This window comes from Methanobrevibacter gottschalkii DSM 11977 (assembly GCF_003814835.1).
Taxonomy (GTDB): domain Archaea; phylum Methanobacteriota; class Methanobacteria; order Methanobacteriales; family Methanobacteriaceae; genus Methanocatella; species Methanocatella gottschalkii.
In genome coordinates this window covers 139,036-156,267 of record NZ_RKRG01000002.1, presented here as the reverse complement: position 1 = coordinate 156,267, position 17,232 = coordinate 139,036, and the positions used below count along the sequence as shown (strand labels likewise).

At 29.2% G+C, this 17,232-nt stretch carries 20 protein-coding genes; 7 read left to right on the top strand and 13 right to left on the bottom strand.

Going from position 1 to position 17,232, the window contains the following annotated elements:
• Positions 1-3: 3 nt before the first annotated feature.
• Together EDC42_RS04465 and mmp3 are read right to left on the bottom strand one after the other, a co-directional pair.
• Complete coding sequence (locus EDC42_RS04465) at positions 4-477, bottom strand: methanogenesis marker 6 protein (RefSeq protein WP_069574800.1); 474 nt, start codon at positions 475-477, stop codon at positions 4-6.
• On the bottom strand, positions 449-1,996 hold the full coding sequence (gene mmp3 / locus EDC42_RS04460; protein WP_069574799.1) for a methyl-coenzyme M reductase-associated protein Mmp3: 1,548 nt from the start codon (positions 1,994-1,996) through the stop codon (positions 449-451). Before mmp3 ends, EDC42_RS04465 begins: the two co-directional genes overlap by 29 nt.
• 127 nt (positions 1,997-2,123) lie before the next feature.
• On the opposite strand from mmp3, the gene EDC42_RS04455 reads away from it, so the two are divergent.
• On the top strand, positions 2,124-2,864 hold the full coding sequence (locus tag EDC42_RS04455; protein ID WP_069574798.1) for a thermonuclease family protein: 741 nt from the start codon (positions 2,124-2,126) through the stop codon (positions 2,862-2,864).
• A 146-nt stretch (positions 2,865-3,010) separates the two neighbouring features.
• On the opposite strand, the gene EDC42_RS09720 is transcribed toward EDC42_RS04455, so the two are convergent.
• The 5 genes from EDC42_RS09720 to EDC42_RS04430 are packed head-to-tail and all read right to left on the bottom strand — an operon-like array spanning position 3,011 to position 6,451.
• Positions 3,011-3,475, bottom strand: coding sequence for a carbon-nitrogen hydrolase family protein (locus EDC42_RS09720; protein WP_123833402.1), 465 nt, complete (start codon positions 3,473-3,475; stop codon positions 3,011-3,013).
• Positions 3,367-3,807, bottom strand: coding sequence for a nitrilase-related carbon-nitrogen hydrolase (locus tag EDC42_RS09715; RefSeq protein ID WP_123833401.1), 441 nt, complete (start codon positions 3,805-3,807; stop codon positions 3,367-3,369). Before EDC42_RS09715 ends, EDC42_RS09720 begins: the two co-directional genes overlap by 109 nt.
• A 34-nt stretch (positions 3,808-3,841) precedes the next feature.
• On the bottom strand, positions 3,842-4,825 hold the full coding sequence (locus EDC42_RS04440; RefSeq protein ID WP_069574797.1) for a methanogenesis marker 2 protein: 984 nt from the start codon (positions 4,823-4,825) through the stop codon (positions 3,842-3,844).
• A 7-nt stretch (positions 4,826-4,832) separates the two neighbouring features.
• A complete protein-coding gene (locus EDC42_RS04435; RefSeq protein ID WP_069574796.1) occupies positions 4,833-5,948 on the bottom strand; it encodes a DUF2117 domain-containing protein in 1,116 nt (371 codons plus the stop codon).
• Positions 5,945-6,451 carry a PIN domain-containing protein gene (locus tag EDC42_RS04430; RefSeq protein ID WP_069574795.1) on the bottom strand — a complete coding sequence of 169 codons (507 nt, stop codon included), beginning with the start codon at positions 6,449-6,451 and terminating at the stop codon, positions 5,945-5,947. Before EDC42_RS04430 ends, EDC42_RS04435 begins: the two co-directional genes overlap by 4 nt.
• Before the next feature lie 223 nt (positions 6,452-6,674).
• Between EDC42_RS04430 and EDC42_RS04425 the strand changes: the two genes are divergently transcribed.
• From EDC42_RS04425 to EDC42_RS04410, 4 genes are read left to right on the top strand one after another with little or no spacing between them, the layout of a single operon-like run.
• Positions 6,675-7,466, top strand: coding sequence for a helix-turn-helix transcriptional regulator (locus EDC42_RS04425; protein ID WP_233144883.1), 792 nt, complete (start codon positions 6,675-6,677; stop codon positions 7,464-7,466).
• Complete coding sequence (locus EDC42_RS04420; RefSeq protein ID WP_069574793.1) at positions 7,463-8,263, top strand: helix-turn-helix transcriptional regulator; 801 nt, start codon at positions 7,463-7,465, stop codon at positions 8,261-8,263. Before EDC42_RS04425 ends, EDC42_RS04420 begins: the two co-directional genes overlap by 4 nt.
• 16 nt (positions 8,264-8,279) lie before the next feature.
• Positions 8,280-8,618 (top strand): winged helix-turn-helix domain-containing protein, encoded by a 339-nt coding sequence (locus EDC42_RS04415; protein ID WP_083234859.1) that lies wholly within the window; start codon positions 8,280-8,282, stop codon positions 8,616-8,618.
• A complete protein-coding gene (locus EDC42_RS04410) occupies positions 8,615-9,121 on the top strand; it encodes a MogA/MoaB family molybdenum cofactor biosynthesis protein (RefSeq protein WP_069574792.1) in 507 nt (168 codons plus the stop codon). Before EDC42_RS04415 ends, EDC42_RS04410 begins: the two co-directional genes overlap by 4 nt.
• A gap of 30 nt (positions 9,122-9,151) precedes the next feature.
• On the opposite strand, the gene pyrE is transcribed toward EDC42_RS04410, so the two are convergent.
• Positions 9,152-9,679 (bottom strand): orotate phosphoribosyltransferase, encoded by a 528-nt coding sequence (pyrE, locus tag EDC42_RS04405; protein WP_069574791.1) that lies wholly within the window; start codon positions 9,677-9,679, stop codon positions 9,152-9,154.
• Positions 9,680-9,688: 9 nt separating this feature from the next.
• Positions 9,689-9,919, bottom strand: coding sequence for a PRC-barrel domain-containing protein (locus tag EDC42_RS04400; RefSeq protein WP_069574790.1), 231 nt, complete (start codon positions 9,917-9,919; stop codon positions 9,689-9,691).
• Between the two features lie 128 nt (positions 9,920-10,047).
• Here EDC42_RS04400 and xseA point away from each other — a divergent pair, with 128 nt between their 5' ends.
• Positions 10,048-11,304: an exodeoxyribonuclease VII large subunit gene (gene xseA, locus EDC42_RS04395; RefSeq protein ID WP_069574789.1), complete on the top strand. Its 1,257-nt coding sequence runs from the start codon at positions 10,048-10,050 to the stop codon at positions 11,302-11,304.
• On the top strand, positions 11,304-11,522 hold the full coding sequence (locus tag EDC42_RS04390; RefSeq protein ID WP_069574788.1) for an exodeoxyribonuclease VII small subunit: 219 nt from the start codon (positions 11,304-11,306) through the stop codon (positions 11,520-11,522). Before xseA ends, EDC42_RS04390 begins: the two co-directional genes overlap by 1 nt.
• Before the next feature lie 527 nt (positions 11,523-12,049).
• Here EDC42_RS04390 and thsA read toward each other — a convergent pair.
• The 4 genes from thsA to dapB form a co-directional block, all read right to left on the bottom strand.
• Positions 12,050-13,660, bottom strand: a complete 1,611-nt coding sequence (gene thsA, locus EDC42_RS04385; protein WP_069574787.1) for a thermosome subunit alpha — start codon at positions 13,658-13,660, stop codon at positions 12,050-12,052.
• Between the two features lie 292 nt (positions 13,661-13,952).
• On the bottom strand, positions 13,953-15,110 hold the full coding sequence (locus tag EDC42_RS04380) for a coiled-coil domain-containing protein (protein WP_069574786.1): 1,158 nt from the start codon (positions 15,108-15,110) through the stop codon (positions 13,953-13,955).
• Positions 15,111-15,340: 230 nt separating this feature from the next.
• Entirely contained in the window at positions 15,341-16,390 is a 1,050-nt protein-coding gene (gene asd / locus EDC42_RS04375; RefSeq protein ID WP_069574785.1) for an aspartate-semialdehyde dehydrogenase, read from the bottom strand.
• Between the two features lie 9 nt (positions 16,391-16,399).
• Complete coding sequence (gene dapB / locus EDC42_RS04370) at positions 16,400-17,221, bottom strand: 4-hydroxy-tetrahydrodipicolinate reductase (RefSeq protein WP_069574784.1); 822 nt, start codon at positions 17,219-17,221, stop codon at positions 16,400-16,402.
• Positions 17,222-17,232: the final 11 nt, after the last annotated feature.

Below are 17,232 nucleotides of genomic sequence, written 5' to 3'. Positions count from 1 at the left end.
ATTTCACCTATTCTTTTTATCTAAACATTTGTTCATGATTTTTTTAAATTCGTCAACATCAATTGGTTTTTTCTCTTCAATTTCAACTTCTTTAGGGTTTTCCAGAGCCTCTGAAACAAAACCAAGTATCTTATACTCTTTTTCCATCTGGTGGAAACCTTCTCTTGGACCAAATCTATGACCTCTACACCTTCTAGGATCACCTGGTGCAAATCCTCTTTCTTTTGTAAAAATGTGGCTAGGGTCAAGTTTTCTAATCTCTTTAATAGCTTTATAAACATCTTCACTTTTTCCACTAATCATAGATCCATAACAAGTATTTTTAATAGTAAGTGGCAAACCAAGCATATGAAACTCATTAACAACTTGCTGTTCACTTACATGTGCTCCAGGTCCAATAAAAATCATACGAGTAATTACATCAGGATCCCAATCTTCTGTACCCAAATTAGGACTCATTGTTAGATTCGGCAACATACACCACAACTCCTTCTTTTAAATTTTCAAGATAATCATAATCAGAAGTAATATCTCCAATTATATTTGTCGCATCAAAAGTTTCAGCAGTCGGTCCAAAATCAGAATTATCTTCAAATCTAATACCAATCAAACCAGCACTTTTTGAAGCCATATTAGTAATTCCTATTTGACCCCTTATAACTTTATCAACAGGATTATTTTCAGGGACTAAACCTTTAGCTGCTTTTTTATCCCCTTCAAAAATGACAATATGCATTCCCGGTACTGCAAAGTGAATTTTAATTTGACCTACAGGATTTTCCAAAAGACCAGACAGTAATTTAAAGTACCTTACAGATCTTGGAGCATTATCGGTAAACTTAATTGTGCATAAATCATCTTTATTAATAGCTTTAGTAATAACTTTACCCTCTTTTAGGATATCAATTGTATGTTGAGGAGTTTGCTCAACAATAATAGCATTATCATCAACAAGTCCATCTATCATATGTTCAACACCTGCAGCAGAAAGCATTTCAGTAGCCTCAGCTTGAGTTTTATTTAACAACATTAACCTACCTTGTTCAGCTTTAACTGTAATAAATTCATTTTCTTTTGCAGCATCAATAAGTTCCATACCCTTCACTACATTTCCAACAGTAGTGTGATTTGGAGATAACACTCTATTTTCACGATAGATGAAAAGTTTTCCAACACCTACACCATCACTTCTAACAGTGATTGTTCCTCTATTTCTTTTTGTAACATGCTCTTTAGGCTTTTCAAGACTGGCTAGTTCATAAAAACCTAAAAATGATTCACTTTCATATGAAACCTTCATTTTGCCATCTTTTATAAGTGCAAATAAATGTTCCACACAAACTGGGGATTCTTCATCAATATCAAAAGACATGTAAGTATACAATTCATTGCCTTCTTCTAAAACAGTAGTTAAATCAGATACTGATACAATATCCTTTGTTGTGCTTCTCTCAATAATTGGTTCAATACTACTTACTGAATCGTCATCAGTTAAGTTATCTAAAGTTTTCTTACCACCAATAACGCGAGCAAAAATACCCTTATTAAATGGAGGTACACTATAGACATTAGTGGTATTATCTTTAAGCAATATTAAATGAGTAGACTCATTACTAAAACTAGATAAACTTAAAACAACATCTCCTTCGTAATATTTGTATTCTTCTGAAGTTGGTTCCAAATCAGTTACAATTGGACCAATAGCCACCTCAGTTGTAGTAGACCATCTGATGTTTAAATCAACAAATTCATCATACTGATTTTTCCAAATATCCACAAGTGGTTTGGCTTCATCAGATTCGTCTAATTGGATAACAATAGAGCCTTTATTAGTTCTAATTTTATATTTACTAATATTTTTTTCAAGTTCTTTTTTACCCTTAATTAAACAAACAATACTACCAGGAGTATATGGAGCATTAGTTTCCTCAATTACATCCTGAATTGTGGAAGCTTCTGCCACATCCATTTCTTCTCCATTAATTTTAATTAACATACAATCTCCTAATTAAGAATTTTATAATAGTTTATATTTTTAATCTTATTATATATTAAATTTATTTATATGCATGCACAAATATATTAACACACAATGATAACAATATTTTAAGGAGGAAAAAATTATGGCAATTACTAAAAAACATGTTTTTTCATTACTAATAATTTTAATAATTGCACTTGGAACTATTTCTATATCTAGTGCTTATGTGGGAACCGGTTTTTCACATGATATTCCCACATCAAAATATCATGATTTATCAGCTTCAGATATTCTGAATAAATATAACACGACAAATTGTCATGTAGAAGAAAATGGTGTCTGCACAAAAGTTGTTGATGGAGACACCATCTATTTAGATAACGGTAAGAAAATACGTTTTGTTGGAGTAAACACCCCTGAAAGAGGAGTTGAAGGTTACATTACTTCAAAAAATTTTGTTCAAAAATTATGCTTAAATAAAAAAGTAGGTCTTGATATCGATGATTCAAAATTTACTGACAGATATGGAAGAACATTAGCAGTTGTTATTGTTGATGGAAAAAATGTTAATGAAATGCTATTAAAGGAAGGTCTTGCAGAAATAATGTACATGCCTCCTAGTGAATTCAATCCATTTGAGTGGGGAACCACCAATACACATGTAGATACAACACACAGTTCATCTTCAACAACACATACAAGTACAGAATCCACAAGCTCTTCAGATTCTGCAAAATATATTGGCAATGCAAACACTGGAAAATTCCACACTGCTGGTTGTAGTAGTGTTAATCATATGTCCGAGCACAATAAAGTATTTTTTTCAAGCAGAACTGATGCAATAAATCAAGGATATACACCATGTGAAATATGTAATCCTTAATATTTTCTTTAAAATAACATAGCAGTATAAACTGCAGGATATTAAAAAATATAATATATGCAAAATTTATAATGTTGAACATTATAAAGTGGAAAATTGTGATTCAATTCTCCAAATACGAATCCACTTTCATCATGAAATTTTAGCTATAGATATAATTCAGTCCTGCGTAAACTAGTATATGTCTTTTTATTTCTAACATCAATAACATTAGACAGATTAATATCACATAATAATAACTCTTCATCACTACCAGCAATATCCACTATTTCCCCATTATAATCTACAACCATTGATTCACCAGAAAAAGTCATATTATCTTCAACACCAACCCGGTTACACATTGCAATATTTACACTATTTTGAAAAGCAGGAACTCTAACTTCCCATTGGAATAATTCAGTAGGTTCATCAACAGTATTAGCCGTAGGGATAAGGATTAATTGAGCTCCTTTTAATACGCTGGTCCTAATACTTTCAGGATAGTGCCTATCAAAGCATATTACAATACCAATTTTGCCAAATTCAGTATCAAAAATATTAAAACCCTCTTCTGAGGGAATGTAATAATCTTGCTCATAGAAATATTTAAATTGAGCAATATGAACCATTTTTTGATTACCATTATTTTACCATTATTATCAATGAATAAACACATGTCATATTCATTATCATTCTCTTTAATATAAAAATTAGGAACAGCATAAATATTATTTTTCCTACATTTCTCACAAATTCCAGCAATATACTTAGAATCCATAGTTATAAAAAAATCATCTTTATTAAGATTAGAATATTGTGGAAAAAACCTATTTAATTGAATTTCTGGAAAAAATATTAAATTAGCACCTTTACTAGAAGCTTTACGAATAAAATCTAATGATTTTTTATAATTAACTTCAATATCCTCTTCCATTTTCATCTGCGCTAAAGCGATTTTCATATTATCAAATCAATATTTAAATTCAATAACAGATTTATCTAAAAATAAAAACTGGATTTTTATCTTGATTGAAAATTTCAGCTTGTTCATCTGCATAATTCAAATAAAGACTATTAGAATCGGTTATTTCACCAACAACAGCTGCTTCAATCGAATATTTTGCAAGATACTCTCTAATATATTCGCATTTATCCTCATCTGCTGTAAAAACAAATCCGGAACCTGGATATGATCTGAGCCAATCTGCCCAACCAAGAGTTTCATTTCTCGGAATATCTTCTAAATTGACAATAGCTCCTTTTTTAGATGTTTCCAATAGCATTTCCAATGTTCCCAAAATTCCAGGATTGGAAATATCTTTTCCAGATTTAATATAATCATGTTCGGCTAAGTATTGAACAGCAGTAATCTGATCCCTTACAAGTTGTGAGTCCTTATCATAAGTTGTATCCCAATTTAAATTAAACATTTCATGAGGTTTTCCATCAAGATCAATTGCTACAATTACTTTATCCCCAACTTCTGCTCCAAAACTTGTTATAATCTTATCTTTTTGAGCTATTCCTACAATAGCTACTCCCAAAGAGTCAACTTCACCATCAGGATGCAAATGACCACCAACCATTGGAACACCAAATTTCAAACAACCGTCTTTGATTCCTTTCAATAAATCTTCATAAATTTCATCATTGCTTATAGACATTATATTAACCATAGCCAACGGTTTTCCACCCATTGCTGCAATATCATTTACATTTACTAAAACAGAACAATATCCAGCCCAATAGGGATTTACATTCATAATATCTCCCCAAATACCGTCAGCAGCAATAAGCATTACTTGATTATTTCCAATGTCAATAGCTGAAGCATCATCACCAATTTCAATTACAACATCACCTGAAACATTATATGACTCCTCTAAAAGAGAAATTACATTATTAATAGAACTTTTACGAGACACTCCTTTAAACTCTTGAATTTCTTTAACAAGATTTTTAAAATTCAAAGACCACACATCCTAATTATTCAATATAACTTATTTTGTATTTACAATTAATATTATTTATAATTTCAATGATTTTATCTCGAACTTCCTCAATGTTTAAATAATTAAATGATTCCTGTGCGCCATCAAACATTATCCTTTTAATATCTCTTCCCACAACATCATCAAAACCCCTTTCAACTTCGAAGATAATGGAATTTTTAACCTTAAATCCATCTTCCACAACTTTATCTAAATCTCCATCAGTTATTCCGATTACAGGTATATCAAACCTATACAGAATATCCGAAGAAATTAAAGTTGTATCATCCCCAACAGTAATTACCAAAGAAGAATCTCTAAATTTATATACATCCTCACCAGCATGATCTAAAAAAGTAATCTTATAATCATTAGATTTATTAGTTGAAATAACTCTTGGTGTAACTTTTGCATGTCTTAAAAGACCGGTTTTTACAATTGCAGAATCCAAATCCACTTCACCTAATTTTTCAAGACCATGCTGTTTTAACTCCCCTCCAATAATATCAACGATATGATTATCACGAGCTATTAATGTAAGTTTATCCGAGTTAGTTTTACCAATGACAACACTATTAACCATGATATTTTCATCAGGACTTACACCATGAACAATTCTTTGATTAACATTAGCATTATCCTGTTTAATATGATTTTCATAGACTTCATTTGGATATACAATAGCCAAGTTTAATTTTTTAGATAAATCATGAACAATATCCAAATCATTATTCCATGGAATAATGCTACCATCTTCTTCACCAGGTCGTTCAATTTGAATAACTGGAACATTATTTTCAGTTACTTTATCAGCATAATGGTTATACACCTTATATCCGAAAACTTGTCCAGTAACATTGGATTTACCATAGTTAAGTAAAAAAATCAAATCAACACCCTCATCAGAGAAAATCTTTAAAGAATCACTGGGCACTAATTTACGAGTTATATCAATTATATTTTCCAAACTAGCATCAATAACCGCTGTGCGACCCATTGTTCCCCCAAGTCTTACTGAAATATTACCATAATTTTTAAGTAGATCAATAAGTTTTAAAGCATAACCTGAATCAATAATATTTGGACCATGAACAACAATACCAATTCTCATTTGCTCACCTTAATCCTTTTTTTATATATTTTCGATCCACAAATTTCACAATCATCAAAAGGATAATCATCATCATATTCCTTTTTACATCCTTCACAAACTTTTTTCCAATTGTAAATTCCTTTGATTCCCTCAGTTATAATTCCCGAATAAGGAATACCCATAATTTTTAAAGTATTTTGAATAGTATAATCATCACTAATGACTTTTACATTCCTACCTTCCTTTGAAAACATATACGCCAATGCTATTAATTTTTTGTCAGGAAATGACAACCTTAAAATATCACCTGATTCAGATATAATCTTATTGACACAATTTGTATATTTATTTGGCACATCTTGTATAGTTAATTTACACTCATCAATAGCCATGTCAAACATTAATCTAGATTCAAAATCTTTAATTTCAGCAGTGATTTCGGGAACCGTGAAATTATTGTTAGAATCTAATTTAAATCCATTAATAAAAGCGGAGGCATCTAATATATAACAAATTTCCATGTAAATATATTAAATTTTATAGATTAAAAAAGTTTAGTAATTAAAAAAAGATTATAAAAATTTAAATATAACTAAAAAACTTTAATAATCATGGTAAAACGTTAAATTAGGATTATAACGAATTTGGAAGAGTATTGGAATGAATTTGGGAAAGAATTGGAAAAATCTATTTAAATTTAAATAAAAAAATTTGATATTACCAAAAAATTGGAGGAATATGAAAATGGATATTCACAATGAAATTAACAACAATATCAAATTTCTTGCAAAATCAGAAATTCGACTGAAAATTTTAAGTGAGTTGCAAAATAGCCCTAATAGTGTCCATGGACTCGTTAAAAAAACTAAAATAACATATAGTTCTGTATCAAGCAACATCAACAAATTAGAGCAGAATAACTACATTAAAAAAATAAAGTCAAAATATTATCTAAACCCGATGACAAAAATATATTTTCAAACATTAATGGATTTTAAAAACAGTGTAGAAATAATAACTAGTTATAGTGAATTTTGGGACAAACACAATTTAAATCAAATAAATATTGACTCATTAAAAAATATTACAGATTTGAAAGATTCAAAATTAATTGAAACAACACCACTTGATATTTATAAACCTCACAACACCATAAAAAGTCAAATAAGTAACTCAAAATCACTTAAAGCAATATTTCCATACTTACATCCAGAATATCCTCAATTAATTGAAAATATATTAAAAGATAATGGACAAGTTGAACTAATAATCCCAAAAAGTATTTCCAATGCAATTACATCAAAGATTGATTTAAAAACCAGAAAAACTGCAATCAAAGAGAAAAAATTAACAATTTATCCAATTGAAAATAATTTAAAAATATATTTAACCATTTGCGATAAATCAATGAGTTTTGGACTATTTAAAAATGATGAAAGTTTCGATCAGAACAGAATATTAATTTCGGATAGTGAAAAATCACAAGCGTGGGCAGACAATTTATTTAAAAATATCAAGTATGATGTGATAAAATGACCAATATTCAAACCAAGAAAGAATTAAATGAAGAATATAAAAATGTAAAATACATTTTAACCTCAAGTATGAGAACTAAATTACTCTTAGCGCTTTATGAACATTCAAAGAAATTAGAAGAAATAAGAAAAGATCTGAAAAAACCTTCAGCAACAATATTGCATGGGCTTAAAGAGTTGGAAAATAAGAATTTAATTCGGAAAATTCAAAAACACTATGAATTAACTTCAAATGGATATATTCTAACAACAAATATGATAAAGTTAATTGAAAATTGGTATTCTATAAATAAAAGCAAACAATTTTGGAATAAGCATGATTTATCAGACATCCCAAAAGAAATGTTAAAAGACATTTATTTATTAAAAAATGTTGAATATGAGACCTCAACAACAAGCGACCTATCAAATGCATTCAATAAATATATCAAATTACTTTTAAAATCAACAGAATTAAAAATAATTCTACCAATATACTCTGAAAATCATTTTAAGCACATGATAGATTTTTTAAATAAACATGAACAAGCAAAATTGGAGTTAATAGTCAATGAAAAGATTCTAAATTCAATCAAACAAAACAAGAACTTAGAAAGAAAATTATTAGAGAATGAAAAGGTGATAGTTAAATGCATCGAACAAGATTTAAAGTTATTTTTAACCTGTTCAGATAATTTCATGTCATTAACATTGTTCTTAAACGATGGCCATTATGATGATTCTCAAATTTTAATCGGGAAAGACAAAAATGCAATAAAATGGGCTTTAAATTTAATTCAATGCTTTTCACATAACTAACTAAAAGGAAGTGGATATGTTCAATACCGAGTTAATTTCAAAAATGGGTAAAATCAAAGATAAAAAACTTTCGAATTTATTAATTGGAAGAAAAGGTGGTGCAACTACAATTAAAATAACCGATCAAATATTGCACCAACCTAGCAATGCAAATCAATTATCGAAAAGACTGCACTTAGATTATAAAACAATAACATATCACTTAAACATCATGATTGACCACAAATATGTGGAAAAAGAAAAAATTACTAATAGCTACATATATTACCCTAGCAAAAAATTATATAATTGCATAGAAGAATATAGTCTAATAAGGAATTTTCTTAAAATTGAATATGAAAGGTATAAAAAATGAAAAGTAAAACAACAATTGAACATCAAAAAATGTCATCCAATGACATTACTTGTGGTGTAATCACTCTAAGTGATAGTAGGAAATCAAAAAAAGTAGATTTATCTGGCCAATATATGGCAGAAGAAATTGAAGCTAGATACACTTTAAAATCTAGAAGTTTAATTCCAGATGAGAAAGAAGATTTGATTAATACTATTGAAACCATGATTGATGATGATATTGATGTTATTTTAACAACTGGTGGAACAGGTCTTGATTCTCGTGATATCACAGTTGAAACAGTGGAATCACTTTTCGAGAAAAAACTTGATGGTTTTGGAGAAATGTTTAGAGCAAAATCTTATGATGAAATTGGTGCTGCAGCATTACTTTCAAGAGCAACAGCAGGAATTTACAAAAAAACAGTTATATTTTCCATGCCAGGCTCTCCTAATGCAGTTAAGACTGCATTTAACATAATCATTGATGAAATTCCTCATTTTGTCCATCATGTTAAAAAATGATGAAATTAAATTTTCATCATTATTTCTTTTTTAATCAAAAAATTCATTAACATTTATTAAAGGTTCTAATTTAATACCCTCTTTTTCAAATTTTTCAATAGCACCTTCTTGGCGGTCAACTACAACAAATGCCCTTATTACATTACCACCATTATCATTAATAGCTTTAATAGCTTTTAAAAGTGATCCTCCAGTAGTTGAAACATCTTCAACAACAATAACATTATCACCTTCGTTTAATTCACCTTCAATTAATTTAGAAGTACCATAACCTTTCTTTTCTTTACGAATCATTAATAACGGAATTTTTGATTCCAATGAAACAGCAGTAGCTATTGGAACTGCACCTAATGCAGGACCTGCAACTTTATCAATATCATCCAAATCAATTTTAGAAGTAATTAATTTTGAAATAGTTGAAAGAATTTCAGGCTCCGTAATAGCTTTTTTCATATTAATATAATAATTACTTTTCTGTCCAGAAGATAATGTAAAATCACCTTCAAGAAATACATTATTGTCTTTTAATAAATTAATTAAATATTCCCTAGAAACCATAAAAATCAATTAAATATCATCTTCACCTTTAAGTAAAATCTTATCACCAATAACTTTTACTAATTCTATTGGGACAATATTTTCACTAGCTTTAATTTGTTCTGATAATCCTGTTTTTTTAATTACTAAATCTGTGATTTCAAAAGTATCTTTATCAAAAATCACATCATTAACTTTTCCAACAATTTGGATTTCTGCATCGAGAACTTCTTTGCCAAATAATTCCTCTTTAATTCTCATAAACAAACACCTTATGTTTACTATCTGTGTTTTCAATTTAAATATATTTCTCATATTAATGGAATAATAATGAAAAATTGTATTTAATATAAACAATATATTAGCAATATTGATTTCAAGGTGAATTTATGGAAAAAGAAACTATAACAGTATCTCAAATTAATTCATATATCAATAGAAAATTGAAAACTGATCCTAATTTGAAAAATATTCTTATTAAAGGTGAAATTTCTAATTATAAATCTTCTTTTAGCGGACATAGTTATTTTACATTAAAAGATGAAAAATCTCAAATAGATGCAGTTATGTTTAAAGGCAATAAAGATAGATTTCTTAAATTTGAACCAGAAAATGGTATGAAAGTAATTGTAAAGGGTAAAATTGAAGTTTATGAAAAAACAGGAAAATATCAGTTATATGCTACAAAAATTACTGAAGATGGAATAGGAAATCTACATCTTGCTTATGAGCAATTAAAAAAGAAGCTTGATAAAGAAGGATTATTTGATAATGCACATAAAAAAGAAATACCAAAATATCCTAAAATTATCGGTGTTGTCACAGCACAAAGTGGTGCGGCAATCAGAGATATCATTACAACAATAAAAAAAAGATATCCAGTTTCTAACATTTTAGTATTTTCAACTTTAGTTCAAGGAGACCAAGCAGCACAACAAATTGTAAAACAAATTAAATATGCACAAGAGTTTAATATAGATACATTAATTGTTGGTAGAGGTGGAGGTAGTATTGAAGATTTATGGCCATTTAATGAAGAGATTGTTGCACATGCTATTTATAATTGTAAAATTCCAATAATCAGTGCAGTAGGCCATGAAATTGATTATACAATATCTGATTTTGTAGCAGATAAAAGAGCACCTACACCAACTGGAGCTGCAGTACTTGCAGTACCAGATATAAATGAAGTTAAAAATAACTTAAATAATCTCTCAAACAGAGCGAATAAAAATATTACAAATAGAATTAAACAAAATAAAACTAAATTAACACATATTTCTGAAAAACAGATTTTAAAAAATCCAGAATCCATCTATGAAATCAAAGGAATGGGTTTAGATAATATTGTCAATAAACTACATTTTATATCAAAAAACATAATTAACAGCAACAAAACAAAACTATTCAAACTAGAAAATTCTATTGTTTTAAAAAATCCAATTGAAATAACAAAATCTAAAAGAGATGCATGCTTAAGAAATATTGAAAAATTAGAAATTCTAAATCCTCTTTTAACATTGAAAAGAGGTTATACCCTAGCAAAAACTAATGATAAAGTGGTTTCATCTGCAAAAGATGTTAAAACCGGAGACCAACTTGATATTGAATTTGATGATGGAATTGTAAATACAAAGGTGATATAATGGAAAATTTAAGTTTTGAAGAAAGTTTAGAAAAATTGGAGAGAATTGTTAACAATTTAGAAAATGGGAATGTGCCATTAGATAATGCAATTGATGAATTCAACAATGCAATGAAATTAGTTAAAATTTGTAATGAAAAATTAAATGCAGCCGAAGAATCAATTGCTAAAATTGTTAAAGAAAATGGAGAACTTGTAGAATTTAATCCCACCGAATAAAATAGTTAATCCAGTATTCTAATAATTTTTTATTGGATAACTATTACAATTTTATTTTACTATTTTTTAGCTACTTTAGATAGATTAACATTAATTATTAAAAATAAATTCATTTACATATCATATGAAAATTAGCTACTTTTGAATTATTATGGTCTAACATGGTACTGTAACTTAAAAATTATTAAATAATTTTAAAGCAATAATTAAATTATTCATTTCAGCAAATATGATTATACCAGTTGAAAAATTAAAATCAATTTCCATTAAGCCACATTTATTTATTAAGTAGTTTTAAACAATGTGCGTTTCAGGATAATTCATTATCTTAAAAAATGTGATTAAAAATACATTTATATAAATCAGAAATTCCAACATTAATCAATGAAGGAAATATTACTTTACAAAAATACTTGAAAATAGGTTATTTTTAACTAAAAAGTTCTCATAAAATATATTTATGAAAAATAAGTTTACTTGATATGAAAAATAAAAAAAGAAAAGAAATTATAAAAATTTCTTCATATTTACATCATTGGAGGCATTCCGCCCATTGCGGAAGGATCCATACCTGCATCTTCTGGACCTTTAGTAGATGCAATTACATCATCGATTCTTAAAATCATTTCAGCTGCTTCGGATGCAGATTGAATAGCTTGTTTTTTGACACGTTTAGGTTCAATTACACCAGCTTCTTTCATATCTGCTACTTCACCAGTGAAAACATCCAATCCCATGTAGTGGGAAGTTTCTTGAGCTGCTCTTAAATCTACTAAAGAATCAATACTGTCCAAACCTGCATTTTCAGCCAAGGTTTTTGGTACTACTTCTAAAGCTTCTGCAAATGCATTAACAGCTAATTGTTCTCTTCCAGAGATAGATTCTGCATAATCTTTGAGTTTTTTAGCCATTGCAATTTCCGGAGCTCCTCCACCAGCAACAACTTTATCATCTTCTACAGTAGCAGCCACTACACCAATTGCGTCTTCAATTGCTCTTACAATTTCATCAACAATGTGTTTAGTACTTCCTCTTACGAATAAAGTTACAGATTTAGCTCCGCTACATTCTTCTACAAAGATCATTTCTTCACCAGATACTTTTCTTTCTTCAACAATGCCTGCTTGACCTAAATCTTCTGCAGTTAAATCATCTAAATTAGTAATGACATTAGCACCAGTTGCCCTAGATAATTTTTGAATGTCAGATTTTTTAACCCTTCTTACAGCTAAAACACCAGCTTTAGATAAATAATGTTGTGCTAAATCATCAATACCTTTTTGTGCGAATAATACATTTGCACCAGCAGCAACAATTTGATCAACCATGTCTTTAACCATTTTTTCTTCTTGTTCAATGAAAGCTTGCATTTGAGCAGGATCAGTAATTCTGATTTCAGCATCAACTTCTGTTTCTTTTACTTCCAAAGGAGCATTAACTAATGCGATTTTAGCATCTTTAATTTCAGAAGGCATACCAGGATGTACTCTTTCTTTGTCTACAATTACCCCTTCAACTAAAGTAGATTCTTCAACAACAGCACCATCTTTTTTCTCGATTTTGATGTTATCAATATCAACTTCACCATCTTCAGCAACAGCTTCTACAGCATCAACGATTAATTTTGCTAATGGTTCACGTGCTGCTTCGGTTCCTTTACCAGTCATTGCGGTCATAGCCACTTTAACTAAAGTTTCAGAATCAACATCATCAATTGCAATTTCATCTAAAACTTCTTGTGCTTTTTCTGCAGCTTTTCTGTATCCCATAGCAATGATAGTTGGGTGAATGTCAGAATCGAGTAAATTTTCAGATTTTTTTAATAATTCGCCAGCAATGATTACTGCTGTTGTAGTTCCATCTCCAACTTCATCTTCTTGAGTTTTTGCTACTTCAACGAGCATTTTTGCTGCAGGATGTTCAATATCCATTTCTTTTAATATTGTAACACCATCATTGGTTACAACAATATCACCAAGTCCGTCAACTAACATTTTGTCCATTCCTTTTGGACCTAATGTAGTTCTTACGGTTTCAGCTAATACTTTACCAGCTAAAATATTATTTCTTTGTGCATCTCTGCCGACAGACCTATTAGTACCTTCAGGTAAAATAAAGATTGGTTGTCCTTGTGCCATTAATAATCACCTTTTAATTTTTTAATAAAATAATTTAGATTAGTTTAAAAATCAACATGAGAAAATAAGTTATAGTGTTGATTAAACCTTTCTACATAATTAATGAGTTTAAGGTTATATAAATACTTTATGGTATAAAATAAATTAAAGTAAGAAAAAGACGAAAACCATTAAAACTAGATAAATATGATAAATTATTAATAAAAAATCATTTCTATTTAAAATGCAATATGGGAAATACAACTAAAGGAATTATGACATGAATTATATAAAAAAGTTAAAAGAGGTAGAATTATCTACCTTGTTTCTTCTCTAATCTGAAAGGAGGAGTTGTTTCTTGAGTTTCATAAGCCTCTTGCTCTTCTTGAAGTTCGTTGAAGAATGCATTAATTTCTTCCAATCTTTTAATTTTACCATCTTTTTTTGTTAACTCATTTTGAAGCTTGAGATAATCTTCACGAGGGACAGTCTGCTCTTTTAAAAATCTAAGCTCATTCTCCCTAGAACTTATTTCATTTTGTAATTGAGTTTTAAGAGTTAAATAATCTTCTTTAGGAATAGATCTTTCTTTTAAGTATTCTAATTCACTATTACGAGCAGATAATTCATTTTCAAATCTTGTTTGAAGAGAAACATATTCATCTTTAGGAATAGTGTTTTCTTTTAAGCTATTAATCTGATTATCTAAATTTTTAATTTCTGAATCAAATTTAGATTGAAGATGCTCATAATCTTTTTTAGGGATAGTTTCTTGTTTTAAATTAGTTATTTCAGCATCCATTGCAGTAATTTCAGATTTGAATTTAGATTGAAGATTAACATATTCATCTTTAGGAATGGTCTGTTGTTTTAAATTATCCAACTCACCATCCATTTTATTAATTTCACTATCTTTTATACGAATTTCATTCTCTTTAAGTTCTAATTGTTTTTCAAGTTCTAAAATTTGAGCCTGAGATTCAACATTATTTTCAAGCTTAATAACCTTAATCTTATAATCATCAATAGTTCTTGAAAGAGTGTTAATAGTAGCTTCCTTCTCAGCAATACTTTTAAAAGAATCAGTTAATCTTTCATTTACATCAGCCAATTCTTTTTTCTTGTAGTCCCTTAACTGTTCAGCAAAATATTCTTTAATTTCATCAAGAGAATTGTTGACATAATCCAATTCATAAATTCTATCTTCTTGATTTTTAATTAAAATATCTTTTTCACCGAGCTGTTTTTTCAAAAGATTAATTTCATCTTCTGCTTTAAATTTAATGACAGATACTTCTTTTTCTTTATCAACAATATCTTTCTCTAGCTCCTTAATCCTTTGTGGAGTGTTATCATTAGCCCTTTCCACTTCAAGCTCAGTTAAATCATATTTTAATTTATTAAGCTCTAATAAGCAAGATCGAATTAAAGATTGTAAAGTATCTTTTTCAACATCCATTCCTAATTCCATTTTATCCCTTAGTTTAAATTTTATCCCAATATCAATTTCAAATTACTAACCCTTTATGAATTTGAAAATTTCGATATATTGTACAATATAATTCCTTGATATAAAATATTAATTTTATACTATTTAAATTAAACCCTTAAATTAACTTAAAAATAAAAATAGAACTTATAAGAAAACGTAAGGAAAAAATAGAAAATTTAAAAAAAAATAGATGAAAAAATTTGATTAAATTATAGTATTTTATCATTAATCAATTCAGCATTTAAAATAGATGCTCCAGCAGCACCACGAATAGTATTATGCCCAACAAGAACATATTTAAAGCTATTTTCGAATATTTTATCTTTTCTCATCCTACCCACAGTAACAGCCATACCATTACCTGCATTTCTATCCATGCGAGGTTGTGGTCTGTCATTTTCTTCTTTGACAATGACAGGATTTTCAGGAGCTGAGAACAGATTTAATTTTTGCGGCAATGCTTTAAAGTTTGCCATTTTATTTTTAACATCACCAATATCAAACTCATCATCCAACTCAACAAATACTGCTTCAGTATGACCATCAATAACAGGCACTCTATGACAAGATGCACTCAACCTGAAATCCGCATTAGTTACAACATTTCCATCATAAGAACCTAACAGATGTAGAGTTTCACTTTCCATTTTTTCTTCTTCATTACCAATGTAAGGAACAAGATTATCAACAATAGCCATTGACGGAACTCCATTATAACCTGCACCAGATACTGCTTGCATGGTTGATACCCTAATAGAATTTACATTAAAATTATCCACAATAGGTTTTAATGTTAAAGTTAATGCAATAGTAGAACAATTCGGATTAGTTACAATAAAACCATCCCAATTATTTTCCTTTTGCTGAGCATCAATCATGTCCAAATATTCAGGATTAACCTCCGGAATTACTAATGGAATATTTTTTTTCATTCTATGTGCACTAGCATTGCTTGCAACAACATAATCTTTAGCGAATTTTTTTTCAACTTTTGATGCAAATTCAGTAGGAAGAGATGAAAATATAATATCTATATCATTATCCATATCTTCAAGATTAGTTTCACAGACAATAATATCTTTTACAGAATTTGGCATTTCACTATCCAAATACCAAGTAGTAGCATCCTCATATCTTTTACCTGCCGAACGGGAAGATGCTGCTAATGCAGTGACCTCAAAATCTGGGTGATTTTCAAGTAATTGGATAAATCTTTGACCAACCATTCCAGTTGCACCAAGTACCCCTACTTTTACCATATTATTCACCTATTCTAAACCTAAAACATCATTCATACTACTTACAACACCTTTTTGTGCAGTAGGCACATATCTTACAGCTCTGATTACACCCGCAATAAATACTTCCCTAGTATGAGCCTGATGTTTAACTTCAAATCTTTCACCTTCACCAACAAACATTACAGTGTGGTCTCCAACAATATCCCCACCACGGATGGCATGAACACCAATTTCTTCAGGAGTTCTTTTTCCAACTAAACCTTTTCTTCCAAATACTCCAACTTCTTCAGGATTTCTATTTAATGCATCAGTTATTACTTCAAATGCAGTCATAGCAGTTCCAGATGGTGCATCTTTTTTCTGATTGTGATGAGCTTCAATAATTTCAATGTCAAAATCATATAAAAGTGGAGCTAATTTTTTTAATGTGTTGAAAAATACATTAACACCAATAGCCATATTTGATGAAATAACAGCCCCAACTTTGTTATCTTCAACATTTTTAATATTCAAAGCCATTTGATCATCTGTAAAACCAGTAGTGCCAACAACTACATTAACTCCACATGAAGTAGCTGTTTTAATAGTTTCCACAGCTGCAGGAGCAATAGTAAAATCAACTAATACTTCCGCACCAGATGATTTTAATGTTTCTTCTAGTCTTTCAGAACCAACAATTCCAACACCAATTTCCCCAATACCTGCTTGAAGACCTGCATCTTTACCTGCAAGAGGAGTATTTGGCATTTCAATAGCTGCAACTACTTCCATATCATCTTGTTCCGTAATCTTTTTAATAATACCGGAGCCCATTCTTCCAGCAGCTCCAGTTACTGCTACTTTAATCATAATATTACCAA

Excerpts from the sequence above, each read along its gene's own strand:
- xseA (WP_069574789.1), top strand. The coding sequence starts at position 10,048 with ATGGAAAAAGAAACTATAACAGTATCTCAAATTAATTCATATATCAAT.
- EDC42_RS09720 (WP_123833402.1), bottom strand. The coding sequence starts at position 3,475 with ATGGTTCATATTGCTCAATTTAAATATTTCTATGAGCAAGATTATTAC.
- thsA (WP_069574787.1), bottom strand. The coding sequence starts at position 13,660 with ATGGCACAAGGACAACCAATCTTTATTTTACCTGAAGGTACTAATAGG.
- EDC42_RS04415 (WP_083234859.1), top strand. The coding sequence starts at position 8,280 with ATGTTCAATACCGAGTTAATTTCAAAAATGGGTAAAATCAAAGATAAA.
- EDC42_RS04380 (WP_069574786.1), bottom strand. The coding sequence starts at position 15,110 with ATGGAATTAGGAATGGATGTTGAAAAAGATACTTTACAATCTTTAATT.
- EDC42_RS04425 (WP_233144883.1), top strand. The coding sequence starts at position 6,675 with ATGGATATTCACAATGAAATTAACAACAATATCAAATTTCTTGCAAAA.
- dapB (WP_069574784.1), bottom strand. The coding sequence starts at position 17,221 with ATGATTAAAGTAGCAGTAACTGGAGCTGCTGGAAGAATGGGCTCCGGT.
- EDC42_RS04420 (WP_069574793.1), top strand. The coding sequence starts at position 7,463 with ATGACCAATATTCAAACCAAGAAAGAATTAAATGAAGAATATAAAAAT.
- EDC42_RS04455 (WP_069574798.1), top strand. The coding sequence starts at position 2,124 with ATGGCAATTACTAAAAAACATGTTTTTTCATTACTAATAATTTTAATA.
- EDC42_RS04390 (WP_069574788.1), top strand. The coding sequence starts at position 11,304 with ATGGAAAATTTAAGTTTTGAAGAAAGTTTAGAAAAATTGGAGAGAATT.
- EDC42_RS04430 (WP_069574795.1), bottom strand. The coding sequence starts at position 6,451 with ATGGAAATTTGTTATATATTAGATGCCTCCGCTTTTATTAATGGATTT.
- EDC42_RS09715 (WP_123833401.1), bottom strand. The coding sequence starts at position 3,807 with ATGAAAATCGCTTTAGCGCAGATGAAAATGGAAGAGGATATTGAAGTT.
- EDC42_RS04435 (WP_069574796.1), bottom strand. The coding sequence starts at position 5,948 with ATGAGAATTGGTATTGTTGTTCATGGTCCAAATATTATTGATTCAGGT.
- pyrE (WP_069574791.1), bottom strand. The coding sequence starts at position 9,679 with ATGGTTTCTAGGGAATATTTAATTAATTTATTAAAAGACAATAATGTA.
- EDC42_RS04410 (WP_069574792.1), top strand. The coding sequence starts at position 8,615 with ATGAAAAGTAAAACAACAATTGAACATCAAAAAATGTCATCCAATGAC.
- asd (WP_069574785.1), bottom strand. The coding sequence starts at position 16,390 with ATGGTAAAAGTAGGGGTACTTGGTGCAACTGGAATGGTTGGTCAAAGA.
- EDC42_RS04465 (WP_069574800.1), bottom strand. The coding sequence starts at position 477 with ATGTTGCCGAATCTAACAATGAGTCCTAATTTGGGTACAGAAGATTGG.
- EDC42_RS04400 (WP_069574790.1), bottom strand. The coding sequence starts at position 9,919 with ATGAGAATTAAAGAGGAATTATTTGGCAAAGAAGTTCTCGATGCAGAA.
- mmp3 (WP_069574799.1), bottom strand. The coding sequence starts at position 1,996 with ATGTTAATTAAAATTAATGGAGAAGAAATGGATGTGGCAGAAGCTTCC.